General features: G+C 64.0%; 13 protein-coding genes. 3 read left to right on the top strand and 10 right to left on the bottom strand.

Annotated elements, in window-relative coordinates; translation table 11 throughout:
* Window positions 1-27 precede the first annotated feature (27 nt).
* Both O3297_RS05820 and O3297_RS05815 read right to left on the bottom strand, forming a co-directional pair.
* Entirely contained in the window at window positions 28-1,413 is a 1,386-nt protein-coding gene (locus O3297_RS05820) for a NarK family nitrate/nitrite MFS transporter (protein WP_034781619.1), read from the bottom strand.
* Window positions 1,410-2,654 carry a nitrate/nitrite transporter gene (locus O3297_RS05815; protein WP_034781620.1) on the bottom strand — a complete coding sequence of 415 codons (1,245 nt, stop codon included), beginning with the start codon at window positions 2,652-2,654 and terminating at the stop codon, window positions 1,410-1,412. Before O3297_RS05815 ends, O3297_RS05820 begins: the two co-directional genes overlap by 4 nt.
* Window positions 2,655-2,937: 283 nt before the next feature.
* Here O3297_RS05815 and O3297_RS05810 point away from each other — a divergent pair, with 283 nt between their 5' ends.
* Together O3297_RS05810 and O3297_RS05805 are read left to right on the top strand one after the other, a co-directional pair.
* Entirely contained in the window at window positions 2,938-3,393 is a 456-nt protein-coding gene (locus O3297_RS05810) for a GNAT family N-acetyltransferase (protein ID WP_305048022.1), read from the top strand.
* A gap of 87 nt (window positions 3,394-3,480) precedes the next feature.
* On the top strand, window positions 3,481-3,858 hold the full coding sequence (locus tag O3297_RS05805; RefSeq protein WP_034781622.1) for a SirB2 family protein: 378 nt from the start codon (window positions 3,481-3,483) through the stop codon (window positions 3,856-3,858).
* Between the two features lie 4 nt (window positions 3,859-3,862).
* Here the strand turns inward: O3297_RS05805 and O3297_RS05800 are convergent, their stop codons facing one another.
* The 3 genes from O3297_RS05800 to O3297_RS05790 form a co-directional block, all read right to left on the bottom strand.
* A complete protein-coding gene (locus tag O3297_RS05800) occupies window positions 3,863-6,325 on the bottom strand; it encodes a TonB-dependent receptor (RefSeq protein ID WP_305048021.1) in 2,463 nt (820 codons plus the stop codon).
* Between the two features lie 85 nt (window positions 6,326-6,410).
* The gene (locus O3297_RS05795; RefSeq protein ID WP_305048020.1) at window positions 6,411-7,385 is read right to left on the bottom strand and encodes a FecR domain-containing protein; all 975 of its coding nucleotides are present in this window, start codon (window positions 7,383-7,385) and stop codon (window positions 6,411-6,413) included.
* A complete protein-coding gene (locus O3297_RS05790) occupies window positions 7,385-7,897 on the bottom strand; it encodes a sigma-70 family RNA polymerase sigma factor (RefSeq protein ID WP_305048019.1) in 513 nt (170 codons plus the stop codon). The genes O3297_RS05795 and O3297_RS05790 overlap by 1 nt, the downstream gene beginning before the upstream one ends.
* 150 nt (window positions 7,898-8,047) lie before the next feature.
* On the opposite strand from O3297_RS05790, the gene O3297_RS05785 reads away from it, so the two are divergent.
* Window positions 8,048-8,560: a hypothetical protein gene (locus O3297_RS05785; RefSeq protein ID WP_099393476.1), complete on the top strand. Its 513-nt coding sequence runs from the start codon at window positions 8,048-8,050 to the stop codon at window positions 8,558-8,560.
* Between the two features lie 10 nt (window positions 8,561-8,570).
* On the opposite strand, the gene O3297_RS05780 is transcribed toward O3297_RS05785, so the two are convergent.
* From O3297_RS05780 to O3297_RS05760, 5 genes are all read right to left on the bottom strand, one after another.
* Window positions 8,571-9,887 carry a DUF3472 domain-containing protein gene (locus tag O3297_RS05780; RefSeq protein WP_034781631.1) on the bottom strand — a complete coding sequence of 439 codons (1,317 nt, stop codon included), beginning with the start codon at window positions 9,885-9,887 and terminating at the stop codon, window positions 8,571-8,573.
* Window positions 9,888-10,015: 128 nt separating this feature from the next.
* The gene (locus O3297_RS05775; RefSeq protein ID WP_205412530.1) at window positions 10,016-11,407 is read right to left on the bottom strand and encodes a Gfo/Idh/MocA family protein; all 1,392 of its coding nucleotides are present in this window, start codon (window positions 11,405-11,407) and stop codon (window positions 10,016-10,018) included.
* A gap of 66 nt (window positions 11,408-11,473) precedes the next feature.
* Window positions 11,474-14,515 (bottom strand): TonB-dependent receptor, encoded by a 3,042-nt coding sequence (locus O3297_RS05770; RefSeq protein ID WP_099393474.1) that lies wholly within the window; start codon window positions 14,513-14,515, stop codon window positions 11,474-11,476.
* A gap of 502 nt (window positions 14,516-15,017) precedes the next feature.
* On the bottom strand, window positions 15,018-17,978 hold the full coding sequence (locus O3297_RS05765) for a TonB-dependent siderophore receptor (RefSeq protein WP_305048018.1): 2,961 nt from the start codon (window positions 17,976-17,978) through the stop codon (window positions 15,018-15,020).
* A 98-nt stretch (window positions 17,979-18,076) separates the two neighbouring features.
* Entirely contained in the window at window positions 18,077-21,427 is a 3,351-nt protein-coding gene (locus O3297_RS05760; protein WP_305048017.1) for a TIM-barrel domain-containing protein, read from the bottom strand.
* Window positions 21,428-21,603: the final 176 nt, after the last annotated feature.

The raw sequence follows: 21,603 nt of genomic DNA, 5'->3' as shown, positions 1-21,603 counted from the left end.
AGGACTTGCCAGGCGTTCTGACGCCAACTAGCAAGGCATCGGCGCATTCTTGCGCGCATAGCACCACCAGGTGATGGCGATGCAGCTCACATAAAAGCCGATGAAGCACCACAAGGCCGCGTCGGGGCTGCCCGTCAGCGCAATCGAGGTGCCATAGCTTTTCGGGATGAAGAAGGCGCCATACGCGGCCACGGCCGACGTAAAGCCCAGGACGGCCGCGCCTTCCTTGTTGGCGTCGACGATGGCTTGCTCCTGCTCCGCCTTGCCCTTGCCGGCGGCCGCGCGCTGGTGCTCCGTCAAAAAGATCACGGGGATCATGCGGAAGGTCGACGCATTGCCAACGCCCGTGCCGGCGAACAGCAGCATGAACATCCAGAAGAAACCATTGAAGCTGCCACCCACGCCCGCTTGCGGCATGAAGTACAGCACGCCCAGCACGGCGCCGATCATCAGCAGGAACGACCACAGGGTGACGCGGGCGCCGCCCAATTTATCGGAAATCACGCCGCCGGCCACGCGCGCCAGCGCACCGACCAGGGGGCCGAGGAAGGCATAATCGAGCGGATTCACGTCGGGGAACTGGATCTTGATCAGCAGCGGAAAGGCGGCCGAATAACCGATGAAGGAGCCGAAGGTGCCCGTGTACAGCCAGCACATGAGCCAGTTGTGCTTGCGCTTGAAGATCACGGCCTGCTCGGAAAACGAAGCCTTCGCCGACGCCAGGTCATTCATGCCGAACCAGGCCAGCAAGGTGCTCAAGGCGATGAACGGCACCCAGATGAAGCCCGCGTTTTGCAGCCACATGTCCTTGCTCACGCCATTTTTCACCCAGGTGAGCGAATCGCCGCCCCAGGCGCCGAAGACGGCAAAGGTGATCACCAGCGGCACGACGAACTGCACCACCGACACACCCAGGTTGCCCAGGCCCGCATTCATGCCCAGCGCGAAGCCCTTGCTCGCCTTCGGGTAGAAAAAGCTGATATTGGCCATCGACGAGGCGAAATTGCCGCCGCCGAAGCCGCACAGCAGCGCCAGGATCAGCATGGTCGGATAGCCCGTGTTCACATCCTGCACGGCCAGGCCGATACCGATGGCGGGAATCAGGAGCGAGCCAGTGGAAATGGCCGTCCAGCGGCGGCCGCCGAAGATCGGCACCATGAACGAATAAAAGATGCGCAAGGTGGCGCCGGACAGGCCCGGCAAGGCCGTCAGCCAGAACAGCTGGTTGTTACTGTAGGTGAAGCCGATGTTGGGCAGGTTGACCACCACCACGCTCCACACCATCCACACGGCGAATGCCAGCAGCAGCGCGGGAATCGAGATCCACAGATTGCGCGCGGCCGTGGCCTTGCCCGTGTTTTGCCAGAAGCTCGGGGTTTCCGGCTCCCACGTATTGATCATGTAGCGGCTCATGCTTTAGCTCCTGCAGGTTGATTGATAGTCGCCGCGCGCAGCGGCTTGAATGAGAAATGCATCCAGACGAGGGAAACGCAGACGGTGCCGTACAGGAGCATGAAGGAGCTCGAACGCACGCCGGTGAAGTCCACCAGGGCGCCGAACATCACGGGCAGGATGAAGCCACCGAGGCCGCCGGCCAGGCCGACCACGCCCGAGACGGCGCCGATATTGTCGGAAAAATCATCGCCGATGAACTTGAAGACGGACGCCTTGCCCACGGCCATGGCGATGCCGACGATGAACAGCAGCACGGTGAACCACAGCGGCGACAGGCCGATATGGAAAGCCAGCGGACCCGTGACGGTTTCCACGACCATCTGCGTTTGCGGATACGACAGCAGGAAGAAGCACACCCAGCACACCCACATCACGGCCCAGGTGACTTTCGCCGCACCGTATTTGTCGGAGATCCAGCCGCCCACGGCGCGCAGCACGCCGCCCGGCAGCGAGAAGCACGCGGCCAGCAGCGCCGCGTGTTTCAGGTCGAAGCCGTATTCGGCCACGTAGTACTTCGTCATCCACAGCGCCAGCGCCACATAGCCGCCAAACACCACCGAGTAGTACTGGCAGTAGCGCCACACGCGGGGATCCTTCAGCACCTTCATCTGCGCCGAAAAGCTCTCGCCCGATGGCGCCAGATGCGATTTGTCCGTGTACGAAAACAGCCAGAAGATGATGGCCGTAGCCAGCATGGCCACCGCATACACCTTGGGCAGCATTTGCCAGCCGAAGGCGGCGACGATGCCGGGCGCGACGAACTTGGTCAGCGCGGAACCGGAGTTGCCGGCGCCGAAGATGCCCATCGCCAGGCCGCGGCGCTCCTTTTCATACCAGCGCGCCACGTAGGGCGTGCCGACGGAAAACGAACCGCCCGCCAGGCCGACGAACATGCCCAGCACGAGGAAATGCCAGTAGGCGGTGGCGTAGGAAATCAGGTAGATCGGCACCACGCTGGCCAGCATCAGCCAGAAGAAGACGCGGCGTCCGCCGTATTTGTCCGTCCAGATGCCCAGCGGCACGCGCACGAGGGAGCCCGTCAGCACGGGCATGGCGGCCAGCAGGCCGAATTGTGTTTCAGTCAAGCCCAGGCTGGTCTTGATGGGGATGCCCAGTACGGCAAACATCATCCAGACTGCAAAGCAGATGGTAAACGCGAAGGTGCTGCTGATCAGCACGGACGCCTGCTTGCGCCGCATGCCAGGTTCGACTGCCTTGTTATTACTGTTGTTCTTAGTGCCATCTAGGGTAGCCACGATGTTTCTCCATGAATGCACTGGCCGTCTGGCCAGCCGTCCCGACCAGCTTACGTGGCAGAGGGGAAAGGCACTATCGGCCACAGGGTGATTCTGGAAAGGCAATCTGGATAGCCGTATCGGCAAAAGTGACTAGATGGCGGAGCATGGACCTAGCCTGGATGGCGGGTGTTTTACAAACGCAGGTATTTTTGGCACACTCGGCGCCTGGAGAAAAAGGAGCGGCATGCAGAACAAACACGACATGCACGAAACAGATCCGGTCATCACCCGCGTGGCCCAGGCTGACGATGTGGCAGCCATGCTGGCCTGCGACGCGTATGCGCAGGTGCACGCCAGCCGGGGCGATGCCGTGCGCGCCGCCGTCGGCAAGGGGCACTGCCAGGTGGCCATCCGGGCTGGCCAGGTTGCCGGCTATGTCCTCACGCACGACGACTTCTTCGGCTACGGCTTCGTCTCGCTGGTGATGGTCGCTCCCGGACAGCAGCGGCGCGGCGTGGGCTTGCGCCTGCTGGCCGCCGCCGAAGCCGCGTGCCAGACAGCCAAGCTGTTCACCTCGACGAACCAGTCCAACCTGGACGCGCAACGGCTGTTCGCCAGCGCGGGCTTCGTGCGCAGCGGCCAGATCGACCATCTCGACGAGGGAGACCCGGAGCTGGTGTACGTGAAATGGTGCCGCTGATCGCGCCTCATCCCGACGGCGTATGGCGCGGCGCGCCAAAGGCGGCTATGCTGGCGCCACCATCAATCAACGCCCACCACATCACGCATGGATTATCTGAGCCTCAAGCATTTCCACATGGGATGCGCCGCCGCCAGCGGCTTTCTTTTCCTCTTGCGCGGTGCCTGGATGCTGCGCGCCTCGCCCGCCTTGCAGCAGCGCTGGGTAAAAATCCTGCCGCACCTGGTCGACACGGCCTTGCTGGCCAGTGCCGTCACGCTGGCCGTGTGGAGCGGCCAGTCGCCGGGCAGCCAGCCGTGGCTGGCCGCCAAGCTGTGCGCGCTTGTGGCTTACATCGTGCTGGGCACCATCGCGCTGAAACGCGGCAAGACGCCGGCCGTGCGCGGCGCCGCCTTCGCGCTCGCCGTGCTGGTATTCGCCTACATCGTCGCGGTGGCCGTCACCAAGCAGGCCTGGCCGCTCTGATGCATCAGAAGATGTAGCGCAGGGTGACGCTGGCGTTGCGCGGCGCGCCCCAGTAAGCCTGGTTATACATGCCAAGCTGGCTGTAGTAACGCTTGTCGAACAGGTTGTTGACGTTCGCCTGCAGCGACAACTGGCGCGACAGCGCGTACTTCGCCATCAGGCTGGCCACGGCATAGCCGCCCTGCTCCACGCGCTCTGTGCCCTTCGGTCCGGTGGCGTCGCGGTAGGCGCCGCTCTGCCAGTTCACGCCACCGCCCACGGACAATGCGCGCCAGCCACCATGCAGCTGATACGTGGAAAACACGCGCGCCAGGGTCTGCGGCACATAGCTGTTCAGGCGCGCGCCGGTATTGTCCTCGGCCGCCGCATGCGACACGCTGGCCGAGACGTTCCAGCCCTGCGCCAGCTCGCCCGACACATCCAGCTCCACGCCCTTGCTGGTGGTGCCCGATGCCGCGAAATACGCCTGCGTCAGCGAATTGCCGACAAAATGGCCCGTATCTTCCTGCGCCAGGCCATCTTGCGCGATGCGGAACACGGCCAGCGCCGCGTTCAATCGGCCGCCGAAATACTCGCCCTTCACGCCCGCTTCCAGATTCTTTCCCTGTACGGGATCGAGGTAGCGGCCGAACCGGTCCTGGTAGCCCTGCGGCTTGAAGATCTTGCTGTAGCTGGTGTACAGCGCATGCTGCGCGTCGATATCCCACACCAGGCCCGCGTAGGGCGTGACGGCATGCTTGGCATAGGCGTAGCTGCCGCCCCAGTCATCGACGTGGTCCGCCTTGTAGCGGCTGTAGCGCGCACCGACGATCAGTTTCAAGGGATCGGCCAGCGAAAAGCGCGCCGTGCCATAGATGCCGCGCTGCTGCACCGTGTCGAGCAGCTGCCAGCGCGAGAAATTCGGGTCGTTCCAGTCCGGCTCCGGCGTCACGCCCTGCCATTGATGGAAATTGCCGTAATCGACGCTGCCACCCGAGATGCCCGGGTTGCTGGAGAACTGGTTGCTGCCCGAGACGCCAAACGCCAGGTCGTGCGTGCGCCCCAGCAGCTGCACCGGCCCCTGCACATAGGCGTCGACGCTATCCTGGCGCCGCGTGCCCGAGTAAAACCCGGTGTAGCCCGTCACGCCCTGGCCCGTGGCCTTGTCCGGCCAGGTATTGGCGAAAAGCTCGGCCGCCGAATAATTGCCCCAGCCATGATTCAGCATGGCCGTCAGGTTCCAGCCCTTGCCCAAGTCCTGCTCCAGGCGCAAGAACGCCGTCTGGCTGGTGCTGAACCAGCGGCTCCAGGTGGTCGCCGTGGTGGCGGAACGGGGCAAGGTGGCCCGTTCGCCATCCGCATACCACAGCGGCAAGCCGCCATACATGCCGCCGCGCGGGCGGTTGTCCTGGTATTCATAGCCGGCGATCAGCACGCTGCCGGGCGCCAGGTCCGCTTCCACGGTGGCATAGGCCATGGCTTTCTTGCCGTGATACAGGTGCACATACGATTCGCTGTCCTGATAGCTGGCGACGACACGGCCACGCACCTTGCCATCGCTGCTCAAGGGCGTGGAGAGGTCGGCGCTGGCGCGCGCATTGCGCCAGGAACCCAGGCTCAGGGCGGCATTCCCGGCCATCTGCTTCGATGACGCGCGCTTGCGCACCAGGTTGATGGTGGCCGACGGTTCGCCCGCGCCAGTGAGCAGGCCCGTGGCGCCGCGCACGATTTCGACCCGGTCATAGGCCGTCATGTCCAGGGTGCTGTCGCCCACGCTGAACGCATTGTCGACCGTGGTGGGAATGCCGTCGTACTGATAGCTAGCGATGGAAAAGCCGCGCGCGAAGAACGAGGTACGGTCGCTGTCGTAGCGGTTGATGGCCACGCCGGCCGCGTTTTGCAGCACCTCTTCCACCGTTTGCAGGTTCTGGTCATCCATCTGCCGGCGCGTGACCACGCTGACGGCTTGCGGCGTCTCGCGCACGGACAGGCCCAGGCGCGTGGCCGAGCGCATGGTCTGCGTCGTATACGAGCCGCTGCCTTCCGTCGCGCCATTCGCATCAAAGCTGGCGCTGACCTTCATCTCGGGCATGGTCTGGCCTCCCTCGGCCGCTGCCACGTCGAGCACATAGCCGCCATTTGCCTGAGGCACGGCGCGCAGGCCCGAGCCGGCGACGATGGCGCCCAGCGCCTCGGGCACGCTATAGCTGCCCGTCAGTCCGGCGCTGCGCTTGCCGGCCACGGTGGCGGCCTGGTAGGAAATCATGGTGCCCGTCTGCTGACCGAAGCGCACCAGCACCTGTTCCAGGGTGCCTCCGGGTATCGCCAGTTCGATGCGCGCCCCATTGGCTGCCTGGGCAATAGGTGCGGCGGCCAATGCGCCGCCGGCGGCGAGCAGCCACAGGGCGTGGCTGACGGCCAGCGCCGCCACGCTGCGGCGGCATGTGCGGGAAGCGGAAGATGGGTAAGTAGGTGTTGTGCTGGGCATGCGTACTGTTTTCCTGAAAGTGAATGAGGGGCTCACCCGCTATGTCACGCGAAAATCGAAAAACCCTCACATTTTCAGAAAATAATCATGGATGCTTCCGATGCGGCACCACGCTCACCCAGAAGCGCGTGCTCTGGCGCACGTCGACGGGCAAGGTACGCGTCAGCATGTCCAGCACTTGCGTCGTGTCGGCCAGCGGATAGATGCCCGAGACGCGCAGGTGGGCGACGGCCGGATCGCAGGCCAGGCGCCCATGGCGGTAGCGTGCCAGCTCGCCGACAAAATCGGCCAGCGGCATGTCGTGCGCCACCAGCATGCCGGCCATCCACGCATCGGCGCCGGCAGGCAGAAGCTCGATGGAGCCAACGCTGCCCGCCGTGAAAGTCGCTTGTTCGCCCGCCTGCAGCCTGCGCGCCGCATCGGGCGCTTGTTCCGGCACGATGTCGACAGCGCCCGCGAACACGCCCAGGCGCGTGGCTTCGCTGCCGGCTCGCACGGCAAAGCGCGTGCCCACGGGTTGCAAGCGGCCCTGGCCCGTGCGCACGAAAAAGGGCCGGCCAGCCGCATCGTGCGCGGTCGTGACCATGATCTCGCCTTTGAGTACCGTCACCAGGCGCTGGCCCGCATCGAAACGCACGTCGATGGAGGTGGCCGTGTTGAGGGCGATGCGCGTGCCGTCTGTCAGCACGATGTGGCGCAATTCGCCCGTGCCCGTGCGGTAATCGGCCAGCCAGAAGCGCGCCTGCTCATCGCCGCCAGCCAGCCAGGCGCCGCCGCCCACGGCCAGCAGCGCCAGCAGCTTGAGCGACTGACGCCGCGCCGCATTCGCTTGCGCGTGCCGCGGCTTGCGGGCCAGCGTGCCGTGCGCCAACGGCGCGGGCAAGGCACGCATGCGCGCCATGCAGCCTTCCACGTGCTGCCAGGCTTGCTCGTTTTCCGGGTCGCTGTCGCGCCAGACGCGCCAGGCCTGCTCGACTTCGGGCGTGGCGTTACCGGCCTGCAGGCGCACCAGCCATTCGACAGCCTGCAAGCTGGCCGCTTCCGGCGTGAGGGCACCCATCACGGCGCCAGCGGGGAAAAGAAGCACTGGTGCATGGCTTTGACCAGGTAGCGCTGCACGGTGGCCAGCGAGACATGCAGCTCCAGCGCGATGGCCGCCTGCGGCATGCCATCGAGCTGCGACAGCAGAAAGGCGCGGCGCACGGCAGGCGCCAGGCCATCGAGGCGGCGGTCGATGTCGAACAGGGCTTCGAGCAGGATCGCCTGCGCCTCCGGGTCGGGCGCGCATTGCGCCGGCAGGCTGGCCAGGGTTTCCAGGTAGGCCGCTTCCAGGTCGCGCCGGCGGTACAGATTGCCCAGCACGCCCTTGGCCACCGTCGTCAAAAAGGCACGCGGCTCGCGCGCGGCGATGGTCTCGTCGCGATTGAGCAGGCGCATGAAGGTGTCGTGCGCCACGTCGGCCGCGTCAAACGCATTGCCCAGCTTGTGCCTGAGCCAGCCTTGCAGCCAGCGGTGATGTTCGTGATACAGGCTGCCCACCTCCTGGTGGACGCCGGATTGGGCAGGCGGCACGGAAAATCCTCACACGCAAACAATAATGATTCGCATTCTAACTGGCATGACACGGCTGGCGCAACCGCCGCGTAGCACGTAGAAATGATAGTATTTACAACATCTTGGACATGCCTCTCCTCTGGCCGTGCCCTACCCTGAAAGCCAAACATGCTCTTGTCTGAACTGCTGACCAAACTGACCTGCGGTGACCTGGAAGGAGAGGAACTCGACGAAGCCGTCGCCGCCATCACCGATGCGCCCTCCGCGCCACGCGACGAGTGGATCGACAGCGATGCGCAAGCCTACGCGGTGGCGATCCTCTGGCACCTGGGCGGCTATATGGCGTCGAGCGACAAGCTCGACGAACTGCACGAACAGATACAGGACATGTTCGACGCATTCCCCGACTTCCCGTACGAGCTGCTCAAGGACAGCGACGGTAGCGCGCTGCCCTATTTCGAGTGGCTGGACAAGGAACTGGCACAGCGCGCCGTGGACGAAGGCGGCTATGACCTGATCCAGATCGACGGCAACGGCAGCGACGAAATGGATGCGCTGGTCGTGTACCGGCGCGATACAAACGACATCATCCAGGCGGCGGCATTGATGGGAGTGACGATAGGCCGGCCGCTCACCTACTATCGCGGCATCGAAGCGATGGTGGGCAAGCGACCGGGCTGAAAACCAGCGCTTATTGCATCGGCAAGGCGCTCACATCGACGGTGGGCGCCTGGCCCGTGGCCGGACGCGTGAAGTTCTGGCTGGTTTGCACGTAATCGGCAAAAAAGCCGCCGTTATGCAGGTAGAACTTGCCGTTTTCCAGCCCGCCCGCGTAATCCATGCGCTGCGCATTCGTGGCCGTGGCGTCGCCGGTGAACCTCCCGGCCGTCACTTCCGACCAGGTGCCCGATGCATTCCTTGCCCACTGGTTGCCGAACTGGACGCGGCGTTCCGTGTAGCCCAGGGTATCGATGAAGTTCTCGAGGAAGGAATGCACGCCCGTCAGATACGTGGAAATCGCCGGCCGCTTCCAGGTGGCGATGTAGCGCCATTTGCCCGTCTCGGGCGCGAAGAACCAGGCCGAGTAATCGCTGCCGCCATTGCCGTCGGGCCGCGCGCGCGTGATGAAGCGGTACGTCGTGCCGGCTGCCCAGTTATACGACAGATAGGTCTGGCCTCCCGTGCCCTCGCCGCCAAAGGCGTTATCGACCACGCCGGCACCCTTGCTGACCAGGGTGGTCTTGGCGCCATTGTCAGCGTCCCACACGGAAAACAGTATCCAGCGCTCGCTCGGTGATTTCACCTGGATGCCCATGTAGCCCTGGCCAAAGCCGTTGGCCATGAAATAGGAGCCGATGGCGTCCTGCCCCTTGGGTATCGTCATCTCGTTATAAAAATACTCGGTATTGGCCGGCACCGTGTAACCCATGTGCACGGACGGGCCGCGCCGCGACCAGTAGTAATTGGCGGGGTCATTGGCGTACGTGAGCGCGGCGTTCGACGTCACCTTCAGCGCGGTGACGTCGCCGAACGTGGCCTTCACGCGCGACAGCCCCTGCAAGTCCACCTTCACATAGCCGGCCGCCGCCACGTTCACCGTGCCCACGGCATAGGTCTTGCGCGCCTTGCCGGCCAGCTTCACGTCGAAGGGCTTGCCGTTGATCTTCACGCGGATGTTGCTGTTGCCGCCATCGGCCAGACTGGCGTCAAGCGCCACCTGGACAGGGCCCGCCCCGGAGACGCGGAAATACGTACTGGCGACGGCAGCCGGATTGCTCCAGCCGGCCAGGCCATGTTCGCCGATGACGGCGCCCTCGTTCCCGCCCGTGATGAAGGCGTTGCCGGCCAGTTCCACGGTGGCGGTGGTGGCCGGCGCGGCCACGCTGGCGGCCAGCAAGGCGGTGCCGCCCATGTCGGGGGTAGCGGTGGCAGTGGCGCCGCCGCATGCGGCCAGCAGCAATGGCATGGCGGGAAGGACTGCGTAGAGTAATGAACTTCTGTGTTTCATCAACGTCTCCTGGTGGTACGGCGTGCAACAGGCGCAAGAAGTCCTGCGGCGTGCGCTGCGGTTTGAAAAGCTGGGATGGCTGGAAAAAACCCGCTACGGCGGCAGGCGCGGTAGCGGGTCGTGAAGGCTTAGTACTTGCCGTCGAGAGCGAAGATAGGTTTGCGCGCTTTCCACTGGCCGCCCGTGAAGTCCGGGAAGTCCAGGGTCTGGAAGTTGGCGGCGATCGACTGCTCGGACAGCGGCGTGATGGCGCTCCACGTCACGGCATCGTAGATATCGATCGGCATCGGCGCGTTGGCCTTCAGCGCTTCGACAAAGGCGTGGATGACGAAGAAGTCCATGCCGCCGTGGCCCGCGCCTTCCGCTTGCGCCGCATATTTGCGCCAGACCGGGTGCTCATACTTGTCCTGGTAGGTCTTGAAATCGTCCCACTGGTGCGGCTTGCTGACGCCCTCGATATGGATGGAATTGTTCAGGTCCATCCACAGGCCGTCCGTGCCTTGCACGCGGAAGCCCAGCGAGTACGGGCGCGGCAGGCTCGTATCGTGCTGCAGGATGATGGTTTCGCCGTTCTCACACGCCAGGGTGGTGGTGACCACGTCGCCCAGCTTGAACTTGACCTTGGCGTTCGCATGCTGTGCGCCGCCCGGCTGCTTGACGATGTAGTCGTGCAAGCCGCGCGCCTTGGTGGCGAAGGCGTTGATGCGCGTAAAACGGTTGCCGCGGTTGATGTTGGTGTACATAGCGCACGGGCCGATGCCGTGGCTCGGATACAGTTCGCCATTGCGTTCGACCGAGTGCTGCGTGCGCCAATGGGCTTCCGACCAGCCCTTTTCGCCGAATTCCACGCCGCCGCCATACGGCTTGGCCGGATTGCCGCTGTTGAATTTCACGGCGCGCAAATCGTGCTGGTAGCCGCCCTGCAGGTGCAGCAGTTCGCCGAACAGGCCCGCGCGCACCATCTGCAGCGCAGCCATCACGTCGCGGCGGTAGCATACGTTTTCCAGCAACATGTACGGCGTGCCCGTTTTCAGCTGGGTGTTCAGGACGTCCCAGTGGTCTTGCAGGGTAATGCCGGCCACCACTTCGCAACCGACCGGTATCTTCGCCTGCATGGCGGCGATCGCCATCGGCGCGTGGAATTCCCACGGCGTGGCGATGATCACGCCATCGAGGCCGCCCGCGTCCAGCATGCGCTTGTAGGCTTTCTGGTCGCGGTCTTCGCCATACGTGCGCGGACGGGGCTTGCCGGCTTTGGCCACCTGGCCCAGCGCGTGTTTCAGCATGATCGGCTCGATATCGCACAGCGCAACCACTTCCACGTCATCGCGGCGCACCAGTTCAGCCAGCAGCACCTGGCCGCGCATGCCCGTGCCGATCAGGCCCAGGCGGACCTTGTCGCGGCCGGCCGCAGGGGCGGCGCTGGCGTCGCCAGGCAGCAAGGCACTGCCGGCCATGGCGCCACCGGCCAGCGCAGCGCTGGCGGACAGGAAATTGCGTCGATTGATTTGTGTTGTCATTGGTCTCTTCTCGCTTCCATTGGTAATGTTCGTCACCGGCCCGCCTTGCAGCGGGCCGGCTGCAGTTTAATAGGTGTATTCCGCCGTGAATCGCACCGAACGCGGTGCCGTGCGGCCAGCCACCTGCAGGTAGTTGCGGGCGATGGCGCCATGGTCTTCGCGCGTTTCGTTATAGCGGGTCACGGTCTGGCTGTTGAACACATTGAAGACGTCCACTTTCAGGCTCAGGCCCTTGACGGCGCTGGGAGTATAGGCCAGATTCATGTCCAGCTGGGCTTGCCAAGGCAGGCGACCCTGGCTGCCGCGCGGCGCCGGCTTGCCATTGCAATAGAAGTAGGAATCGCCGTAATCGTTCTCGAACCGCAGGTTATCGGGCAGCGCGCCGATGCAGTTGCGCGGCGCGCCGGAGGTCAGCGACAGGTTGGCGCCGACCATCACGTCCGGGATGACCTGCATGAAACCGTAGGCCTTGAACGCGTGGCGATGGTCGCCTGGCAGGTAGCCATAGGCGTTGTACATCAGTTCCTTGTGGTCGTCGCTGACGGTCAGACCCACGTCACCGCCGCCGATGCTGTCCGTCTGGCCTTCCATATTGCCCTTCAGCGCAGACAGGGTGTAGGTCAGCTTGCCGTACCAGCCGTTCGTGTACGGGTGCTCGACGAACAGGTTCAAGGCGCGGTAGGTGCGCGATGGCAGCGGATTGCCCCACTCCGCCGCCGAAATATCCACGCGGCGCAAGCCTTTGCCATCGTCAAAGTCCACCATCAGGCTGTTGTCGCGGCCAGGGTTGATGATGGCGCATTGGAAGCCGCCCCAGTTGCTCGTGTCGACGCTGTTGCGCGTGGCCCAGGCTTGCAGCGGACGCGCATCGCAGACGTCGTCGTTGGTGTCGTTCAGCTTGCGGTACAGGACGCTGGCACCCACTACCAGCTTCTTGCTCAGGGCGCGTTCAAAACCGAGCGAGAATTCATCCTGCGACAGCGGTTTCAAGCCGATGGCCGTCACTTCGCGCGCGTCGCGGCTCTGGCCGTACGCATTGTTGGCCGAATACGGCTTGCTGATCGCGTGCAGGCCCGTCGGCGCGCCCGTGACGGGATCGACACCCGTGTAGGTGTACATCTCGCTGGTGGCCAGGAAGGGGCTGGCCATGTTGCTCGACAAATTCGACGGCACCGGCAAGTGATAACGGCCGCCGTTGGCGAAGAATTTCAGGGTGCCGTCGCCCAGGTAATCCCAGGTGGCGCCCACGCGCGGGGCGATCATGTTGCGCTGCGAAATGAAGGCCACGCCATCGGTGCTGTAGTTGGTGAACTGCTCGCGGCGCAGGCCCAGGTCCAGCAGCACCCGTTCCGTGACCTGGTAGTGATCCTGGATGTATTGCGCCGACTGCACGCTGGTCGGACGCGCCAGGTTGGCATTCAAGTCCTTGCTGACGTAATAGCCCTGCGCGCCGTAGCCGCCACCCTGTGCCGGCGTCTCGAACGCGCCGTTGATGGCACGGTTCGGATCGTCCGCTTTCAGATAGCTCCAGCGGTAGCCGCCCGCCAGGCTCAGGCCCACCTTCGATTCCACGTCGATGCGGTCGATGCCGCCACGCAGCGAGTGCTTGCCCAGCTTGTATTCGAGGTCCAGACGCTTGGCCTTCTGGCGGTCTTCCGACGATGGGTCGACCAGAGTGCCCGTCACCGTTTGCGGATTGGCGTACGTCAGGCCAGGCACCTGGGTCGAGGTATTCGACGACGTTTGCGCCAGCAGCGGATTGTAGCCATTCGGCGTGCGGGTGTGCGACGTGCGCGATTCGCCCATCATGGCCGTCACGGTCAGGTTGTCCGTCAGGTAGCCCGTGTACTTGAAGATGTCGATGTTGGCGCCCGGCGCGGCCGATGATCCGCAGCAGTTGACCGTCGTCTCGCCCTTGCCCGCCTGTACGCCATTGCTCGCATGCGTGGCGTAGCTGTAGCCATACGCCTGGCTATCCGTCTTCGTGCGGTCATACAGCTTGGTGTATTCGAAGTGATGGTCGTCCGTCAGGTTGTAATCCAGCTTGGCCATCATGCGGTTCACCTTGCTCTGGCTGGTGCTCCAGCCGCGCGCCAGGGCCGTGCCCGAGTCGGCGGTGGCGGCAACGGCCTGGCTGTCCGTGCTCGTCTGTTCCAGCGCCACGAAGGCGAACAGTTTGTTCTTGATCAGCGGACCGCTGCCATACAGGCCCACCACCTTGCTGGTGCTGCCATTGTCGCGGTTCCAGTACAGCAGATTGCCATCCGTCTTCGGATTGGCGCCCGTGTTCGGGTAATAGGTGTTTTCCGGCTCGCCTTTCAGCGAACGGGGGATGATGGACACCTTGCCGCCGAATTCGACCTTGTTGCCGCCACTCTTGGTGGTGATGTTGATCACCCCGCCCGTGGAGCGGCCAAACTCCGAGCCATAGCCGCCCGACAGCACCTGCAGGTTGGAGATCGCGCCGAACGGCAGCTCCGATGCGCCCACCTGGGTCAGGATATTCGTGATCGGGAAGCCGTTGACGTAAAAGGCGTTTTCGGACTGGCCCGAGCCGCCGATCGATGGCGCATTGCCATACACGCTGTTGGTGCCGCGCGACACGCCCGGCGTCAGCTGCACGATGGAGGCGACGTCGTTCCCGACCGGCAGCGCTTTCAATTCCTTGGCCGTGAAGATCACGCCATTGTTGGTGTTCGACACGTCGATCGGATTGCGCGACGCCTTCACCACGACGGTCTGCTCCTGGCCCACCGTGCCAGCGGCACTGGCCGGGCCGAAGTTCGCTTCCGCGCCCGCGCCGATCAGGGCTTCGACTTCCTGCGACGCTTCCACCGAACCGGCGCGCAGCACGCGCACCGCATAGCGGCCTGGCGGCATGGAGTTGGCCACGTAGCGGCCAGACGTATCGGGCGTCAGGCTGCGCTGCACGCCCGTCGCCAGGTTTTCCAGCACCACGGTGGCGCCGGCCGGCGCGCTCACTTCACCGAAAATGGTGCTGGTGGCGTTCGACTGTGCCCAGGCCTGGCCTGGCACGCCGGCCGCCAGTGCGATCACGATCGCTGCGGCGCGGCTGATGTCGCGCAATTTGAGTCGGGTGGTATGCATGCTGTCTCTCCGTCTATATCGAGGGTTATGCGCGCCCTCCCCGCTCCAGGGCGAAGTCGGGGGGATGCAATTTTTATGGTGGTCGTCGGCCGGTGCAGCCAGGCAGTTGCACCTTCCGGGAAATCAGTCCGCATCGGCTGATTTTCTTTTCTTGGGATTACTTTAAAAAGAAAAATAAGTATCGTCAACAAAAAGAAAGTTATAACGTAAATTTATCGCTAAATTGAGCAAATAAAGAGTATTTATCTTTCGATTGAATCAGGTTCGCGGCAGATAGCTTTCGTTATCGTGGTATGACAGATACACGCGCAGGCAAGGAGTCGTCCGGCAGCGGATAATCCGCGTGGCAATCCGGGAAGAGCAGCGCGAAAGAAGACATGCCTATCCTCTTTCACTTACGTTTATCTTTCGTATTGTGCATTTTGGAGTATTGTATTTTCTTTTTCATGGCAATACCCCGGCCCGCACCTTGCCGGCTGACGGACCGGGGCATCGTCACGCTTTAAAAGAACTTGTAGCTGGCCGACAGGGCGAACTGGCGGCCGAACAGGTCCTGGCTATGGTTGTAGCCTTCCCAGCCGTTCGGGTCATAGTACGGCTGCTTGTTGAACGCGTTCTTCACGTTCAGGCCCACGTCTAGGTTCTTCAGCGGCTTCCAGCTGAAGGCCAGGTTCACCGTGGTGTATGACGGCGCGCCCTTGCACTGGCCGGCCGGCAAGGCCACCGAGGCGGCAGTGCAGTTTTCCGGCGTGTTGTCCTTGTCCCAGGGACCATACGCCCAGCGCGTCTTGCCCGAATAGTTGATAAAGACGCTGCTGACGAAGTTGCGGTAGCTCCAGTCGGCGTTGACGGTAGCGCGGTAGCGCGGCGAATCGTAGTAGCCGACGGTATTGCCCTTGATATCGCTGCCGTCTTCGCTGTCATGCGTGTCGCGCTTGCGGATGGTGGCGGCGATGCCGGTACTCAGCTTGCCCCAGTCGCCCAGCGCAAAGCGCGTGCGCGCGTCGATGTCCACGCCATCCATCAGGGTGCGGCCACGGTTCGAATACGAGTTGATCAAGCCGCCCAGGTTGCCCACCGAGTAGCCGGGCACGCCGCCCGCGCACACGCCCGCATTGGCGGGATTGGCGCACATGGCCGCCACGGCCGCGACGTTGCCCCGGTCCGTATCCGTCAGGTCGTTGCGGATGGCGCTGGGCGTGCCGGCCAGGGTCGGGCCATACTTGGCCACCAGTTCCGTAAACAGCTCGTTGAAGTCCTGGCGCACGATTTCGTCGCGGCGGTTGATGAACCAGTAATCGATGGAGATGCTCACGTCCTTGGCCGGCTGCAGCACCAGGCCCACAGTCGATATCTTCGCCTTTTCCGGACGCAGATTCTGGTTCGGCGGCGTCAGGCCGCCCACCGTCGTGGAGCAGTTCGAATTGAGCAAACTCTTGCCCAGGTCCGCATCCGTCGCCACCGCGGACTTCATCAGGGCGCGCGCCATGGCATTCGTTTCGTCGCAGCGCACGGTGTCGCGGATGCCGCCCACCTGCGCAAAGACGCCGCCCGTTCCCGATTCGGCCAGGTTGGGTGCGCGGAAGCCTTCCGAATACGTCCCGCGCAGCATCAGGTCGGGCCGCGCGCGCCAGATCACGCCCAGCTTGGGCGCCAGGTTGGCGGCGAAGTGCGGGTATTTGTCCAGGCGCGCGGCCGCGTTGACTTCCAGGGTGTCGCTGAGCGGCACCACCACTTCGCCAAACACTGCCGCGATGGTGCGCCGGCCGTCGAACCAGGAACCACCCTGCTGCGTGATCAAGCCATTCGCCGCATCCGCGTTGCCGGGCGTGAGGAAGCTCTCGCGCATGATGTTGGTGCCCACGGCGGCGCGCACTTCGCGCTCGCCCAGCTTGAACAGGGTGCCTTCCAGCTTGGCATCCCACGTCATCAGCTTGGTCCACGATTCGATGGCGAAGGTCGGGTAGGCCGCGCGCACCAGCGCCGCATTGGCTGCACTGATTTCACCGAACTTGTAGGCGGGATTGTCGGAGATATAGGTGCGGCCGCTGACGGGATCCTTCGTGAACGGGCCGAACGCCTGCTCGAATCCCTTGATGTTGATGTTCGCCGTCTGGAACAGGGTCGAATGGCTGCCCGCCACGCTGAGCGCCGTTTCAAAATCCCAGCCGCCGCCGATGCTGCCGCGCAGGCCGACGAGCGCGCGGTAGTTTTCATCGACATTCTTCTGGCCGAAGTGGCCCGTCGCATCCTGCAGCAGGTAATTCAAGCCGGCCGCGCCGCCCATCTTCGCCACCATATCGGCATCGAGCTTGCCTTTCAGGTAGACGTTGTTCGGGCTCAGGAAAGGCGTGGCGAAGGTATTCAGGGTATTGCCCGTATTGCGCGCGAACCAGTTATTCGTGCTGCCGCTATTGAAGCTGGACGGACCATTCTCGCCGCGCATCTTGATGTGGGTGAAGGCGCCTTCCGCGAACGCTTCCATGTCGCCGCCGAGTTTCAGCCGGCCGCTCAGGTAAGCCGTGGCGCGCTCCGAGGTAGGCCCCGTGTCAAGCTGGTTGGGCAGCGCATTCCACACGCAGCGCGTGCCCGACGCTTCGGTGATGCTGTTGTTGCAGCCATTGACGGCGCGCTGGGTGCGCGCATTGTTCTTCGCCTTGTCGAAGACAAAAAAGGTCCCGGGATTCATCGTGCCCGGTTCGCTGCCCACGCCCACGCGCATGTTCGGGATGAAATTGGGATTGTTCGCATAAAAATACGAGGGACGCTTGCGCCAGGTATCGGCCAGCGCGATGCGGTCGCGCTGGTAGACGTTCACGGAACCGTAGATGTTGTAGCCGTCGCTGGCCAGGTCGCCCAGGCCATACAGCACGCTGGCCTGGCGCTCGCCATAGGCTTTCACGCTGGGCGAAAATTCGCCATTGGCGCGCGCTTCCAGGCCTTGATACGACTTCTTGGTGATCACGTTGATGACGCCGGCCACGGCATCGGAGCCATATACGGCCGACGCACCGTCCGTCAAAATCTCCATGCGCTCGATGGCGGCGGCGGGAATGGCGTCGATATTGACGAACATGGTCTGGAAACCGGCCGGCGCGCCATAGAACGACAGGCGGCGGCCATTCAGCAGCACCAGGGTGCCCTGCGCACCGAGGCCGCGCAAGTTCGCTTGCGAGCCGCCATCGGAACCCGTGAACATCGAGCGGAAGTCCTGCTGCGCCGGACGGGCCGCGGGCAGGTTGTCCAGCACTTGCAGCAAGGTGAGCGCGCCCATGTTTTCGATCTGCTTGGCGTTGATCACCTGTACCGGCGACGCCGTTTCCGCGTTGATGCGCTTCAGGCTGGAACCCGTCACTTCGACGCGCGCCAGTTTCTCCTCCTCCGCTGCCAGCGCCGTTGATGCCAGCGCAGTTGAGCCCAATCCTACCGCCGCCATGGCGGCCATCAGTTTTTTCAAGTGCATTCCCATCTCCCTTTTTATAAGTGATTTGTTTTCGTCAGGCTGCAAGAGCCCCTCCCCGGTCCGAAGAGGGGCTCGTTTTTAGTGAAATGATTGAGTGCCTAGCGCGGCTTGACCGTCGCGCCTTCCGTGCCGGTCAGCACGGCATTGGCCCAGTTGCCGCAGACCTGGGCTGCTCGGGCGCCGCGCGCGCCCAGGGTGCGCAAACTGAGCTGGCTCAGGCCGCGCACGTCGATTTCGGGTTTGACCACCCCGGGAGCCGTGACCAGGCCGCTGTCGTACAGCAGCCGCTCACCGCTCCAGACCTGGAATTGCAAGCCGCCCGCGCTGCGGCAGCTATCGTCCACGCCCAGGTCGGCGCGCAGCAGATTCCAGTTGCCCGCCAGCTGCAAGTCGATGCGGCTGGCAGGTCCCACGCCGAGGCCCTTGCGGAACCACAGCCCGTTCATGCGCATCTCGGCCGCCTTGCCGGCTGGCCGGTCTTTCGCGATATTCTTCGGCAGCGCCAGGTCCGACAGATAGCGCTGCACCTCCGCGCCTTCGGCCACGCGGTGTTCGAGCACGCGGAATTCGGACAAGGTGACGGGCGCCACGTCGGTCGCCAGCGCCGCATCGAACGCGCGCGCCACCGGCGCGCCTTGCGCCGCCGTCACCATCGGGTCCAGGGACGCCGCGCCATCGCCTTCCGGATTTTGCGTGCTCATCACGCGGAAGCGCAGCAGGCGCCCGGCCATGGCGGGGAAGCTGATGGTCTGCGTTCCCTCTTGCAGTTTCAGTGTGCCGCGTGCCAGCGGAGCGCCCCACTCGCCGTTGTTGTCGCCGATGTAGATTTCATAGTCGCGCACCTGGCCATGCTTCCAGTGCTGGTCGTTGCGCGGCGCCAGTTCGATGCCGTCCACCAGGCGCCGTTCCGTAAAGCCGACCACCCATTCGTGCGGACCGCTTTTCACGGACGGGCTGCGCACGGTGCGGAACCACGTCTCCGGCTTGCCATCGAAGGCGTTTTCCAGCGGGTAGCCGCTTTCTTCCGCAGGACGCGCCACCACCTGCATGGCGTCGGCCGGCAAGGCGCGGCCCGGCACGGGAGCGGCCGGGAAATCGGCGTCGGCTCGCGCCACGGCCAGCGCGCCGGCGACTTGCAGCATCAAAGGCTGGCGGATGTCCTGCGCCGCCACTTTCACGTGCAGGGTGCCTTTTCGATCGGCCGCATCGAAGAACCAGCCTTCTGCCGCCTTGTCGTAGGCGGCACGGTCGGCGAATGCCGCGATCAGCCGTTCGCCAGCGCGCACGGCGGCCGGGGCCTGGCCGGCCAGCATGCGCAGCGCATAGCCGCGGCGCCCTTCCTGGCCCTGATACTTGCCATCGACGGCGCCGATATCGACCTGCACGTCGGCGCCCGCCTGGCGCATGCGGATGACTTGCTGGCTGAAAGCGCCGCCCTGGTACTGGCGCGTGTTGCCGTCGTCTTCATACAGGGTGTAGTCGGAATCGCCTTGCGGATACACATCGAGCGTGAGCTGGTCCTTCGGCTTCTGGCCGTCGTACAGCATTTCCGGATACATGGGCAGGATGGCGCCGGCGCGCACGAACACGGGCAGCTTGTCCAGCGTGACCTGCATGTCCAGGTCGCGCCCTTGCGCGTCCGCCGTGGCCTGGCGGCCATCCCAGTAGTCGTACCAAGTACCCTGCGGCAGGTGGATGCCCTTGCGCCAGCCGCCGCTGACGGCCTGGCTGCGGTAGACAGGCGCCACCAGCACGTCGCGGCCCAGCAGGAATTGATATTTATAGGCTTCCGTGTAGGCGGCCGGGTCTTGCGGATAATCCCACATCAGGCCGCGCACCAGCGGCGCGCCCGATTGTTCGGCTTCGCGCACGAGAGTATACATATACGGCGTCAAACGCATCTTGAGCTTCAGATAGCGGCGGTTGATGTCGCGGTACGGCTGCTCGAACCACCACGGATGCTTGCGCTCGGCCGCGGCCCAGCCGGACATGCCCATCAGGACGGGCGTAAAACTTTTCCACTGCAAGTCGCGCAGATAGGTTTCCGGGCTGCCGCCGAAGATGGCGTCCACATCGCCGGACGCATACGCCTGGCCGGACAGGCCCGAACCGATCAGGGTCGGGATGTGCCAGCGGATGTAATCCCAGCTGGCGCTCTGGTCGCCCGTCCATGCCACGGCGTAGCGCTGGATGCCGGCCCAGCCCATCACCGTCCACAGGAAGGGGCGGCTGTCGGAGTTGTTCAGGATGCCGTCATACGCCGACTTGTTCGCATCCATGGCGAACTGGTAGCCCTTGCCCGTCCACGCCACGTCCAGCTTTTGCACGCGGCTGCCCGCCTGGCCCACTTCCCAGGCGATCTTGTCGACGCCGTTTTCCGTCCACAGGCCCGTACGGAAGCCATAGCCAGCCAGGCCCTTCACCGTTTCCGGCAAGTTCGTGTAGCCGCAGCCATAACCGTCGTTGGGCAGGATCCAGCCGCCCGGCATGTCGTGTTCGCGGTACTGGCGCGCCACGCTTTCCACCACGTCCGGCGTCTTGCCCGTGGGGCCGTCCGTCCAGCCCTTCGGCACGGAGCCGGGCTTTTTCACATTGTCGCCATCGTTGTAGCAATCGGCGTCGCCGTATTCCAGCGCCCAGCGGGGCAGCATGCGCGCGCGGCCCGTCAAGTCCGTGTAGCGGGCGACGACGTCGCGCAGATCCTTGCCGACAAAGAAATACGCATCGAAGCGGCCTTCCGCGTGCTGCAGCGAGATCTGTTCCTGGTCTCGCAAGTCGTAATTACCGTCGGCCCAGGTATTGCGCAGCATGCCCCAGCCCCGTGAACTCATCAAGAATGGCGCGGGATTCGGCCGGTCGCCCTCTTCCCAGCCGCCCGAATACGACACGGGCACCTGCTTGCCCTTGAATTCAAAGCGGCCATTCTGCTGGCCGCCGCCAAAGTACCGCTCGCCCGGCAGGCTCGATAACACTTGCACGCCCTGCTTGTCGTCGAGCGACAGCGGCTGCACCTCGCGCCACAGGGGCACCGCATCGCCCTTGCGCAGCAGGGTAAAGCGCAACGGTTTGCGGTCGATGCGCAGGCTCAAGGCATCAGTGCTGATCAGGATATGGTCGGGCTGTTCATTGATCTGGTACGCCACCTGCGCGGCAGGCTGGCCCACGACGATGGGCGCGGCCTTGTCGCCCGGCCCCGTCAAGCCGCCCTTGCCGCCCGCCTGGATGCGCAGCACGTCCGCCTGCGGCAGGCTGATACGCAGCTGCATGCCCGTATCGCTGCGCACATCCCAACCCACTGCCTCGCCCTTGGCCACGTCGGCCGCGCGCACGGCGGAGAGCGACTGCAGATTGCCGATGGCCGCGGCATGCAGGCCGGGGGCAGCCAGGGTGGCAAGGGCGGCGAGGACACAGGCGGCAAGGACGCGGCGGGGAAGCGGGAGAGGGTTCATCTGCTGGCTTTCAGAAGTGATTCAATGAAATTACTTTAAGAAGAAAAATAAATATCGTCAACCAAAAGAAAGTTATGGCGCCAATTTATTAATAAAATGCCTAAAATAAGCCAATTTATCTTACGTTTCACTCAAATTCCACAGCACAATCTTTCGTTATCGTCGCATTTCAGCGA

The sequence above is a fragment of the Janthinobacterium sp. SUN128 genome (assembly GCF_030587275.1).
Taxonomy (GTDB): domain Bacteria; phylum Pseudomonadota; class Gammaproteobacteria; order Burkholderiales; family Burkholderiaceae_D; genus Janthinobacterium; species Janthinobacterium lividum.
The sequence above is the reverse complement of the archived record's forward strand: the minus strand, read 5'-3'. Positions and strand labels throughout refer to the sequence as shown.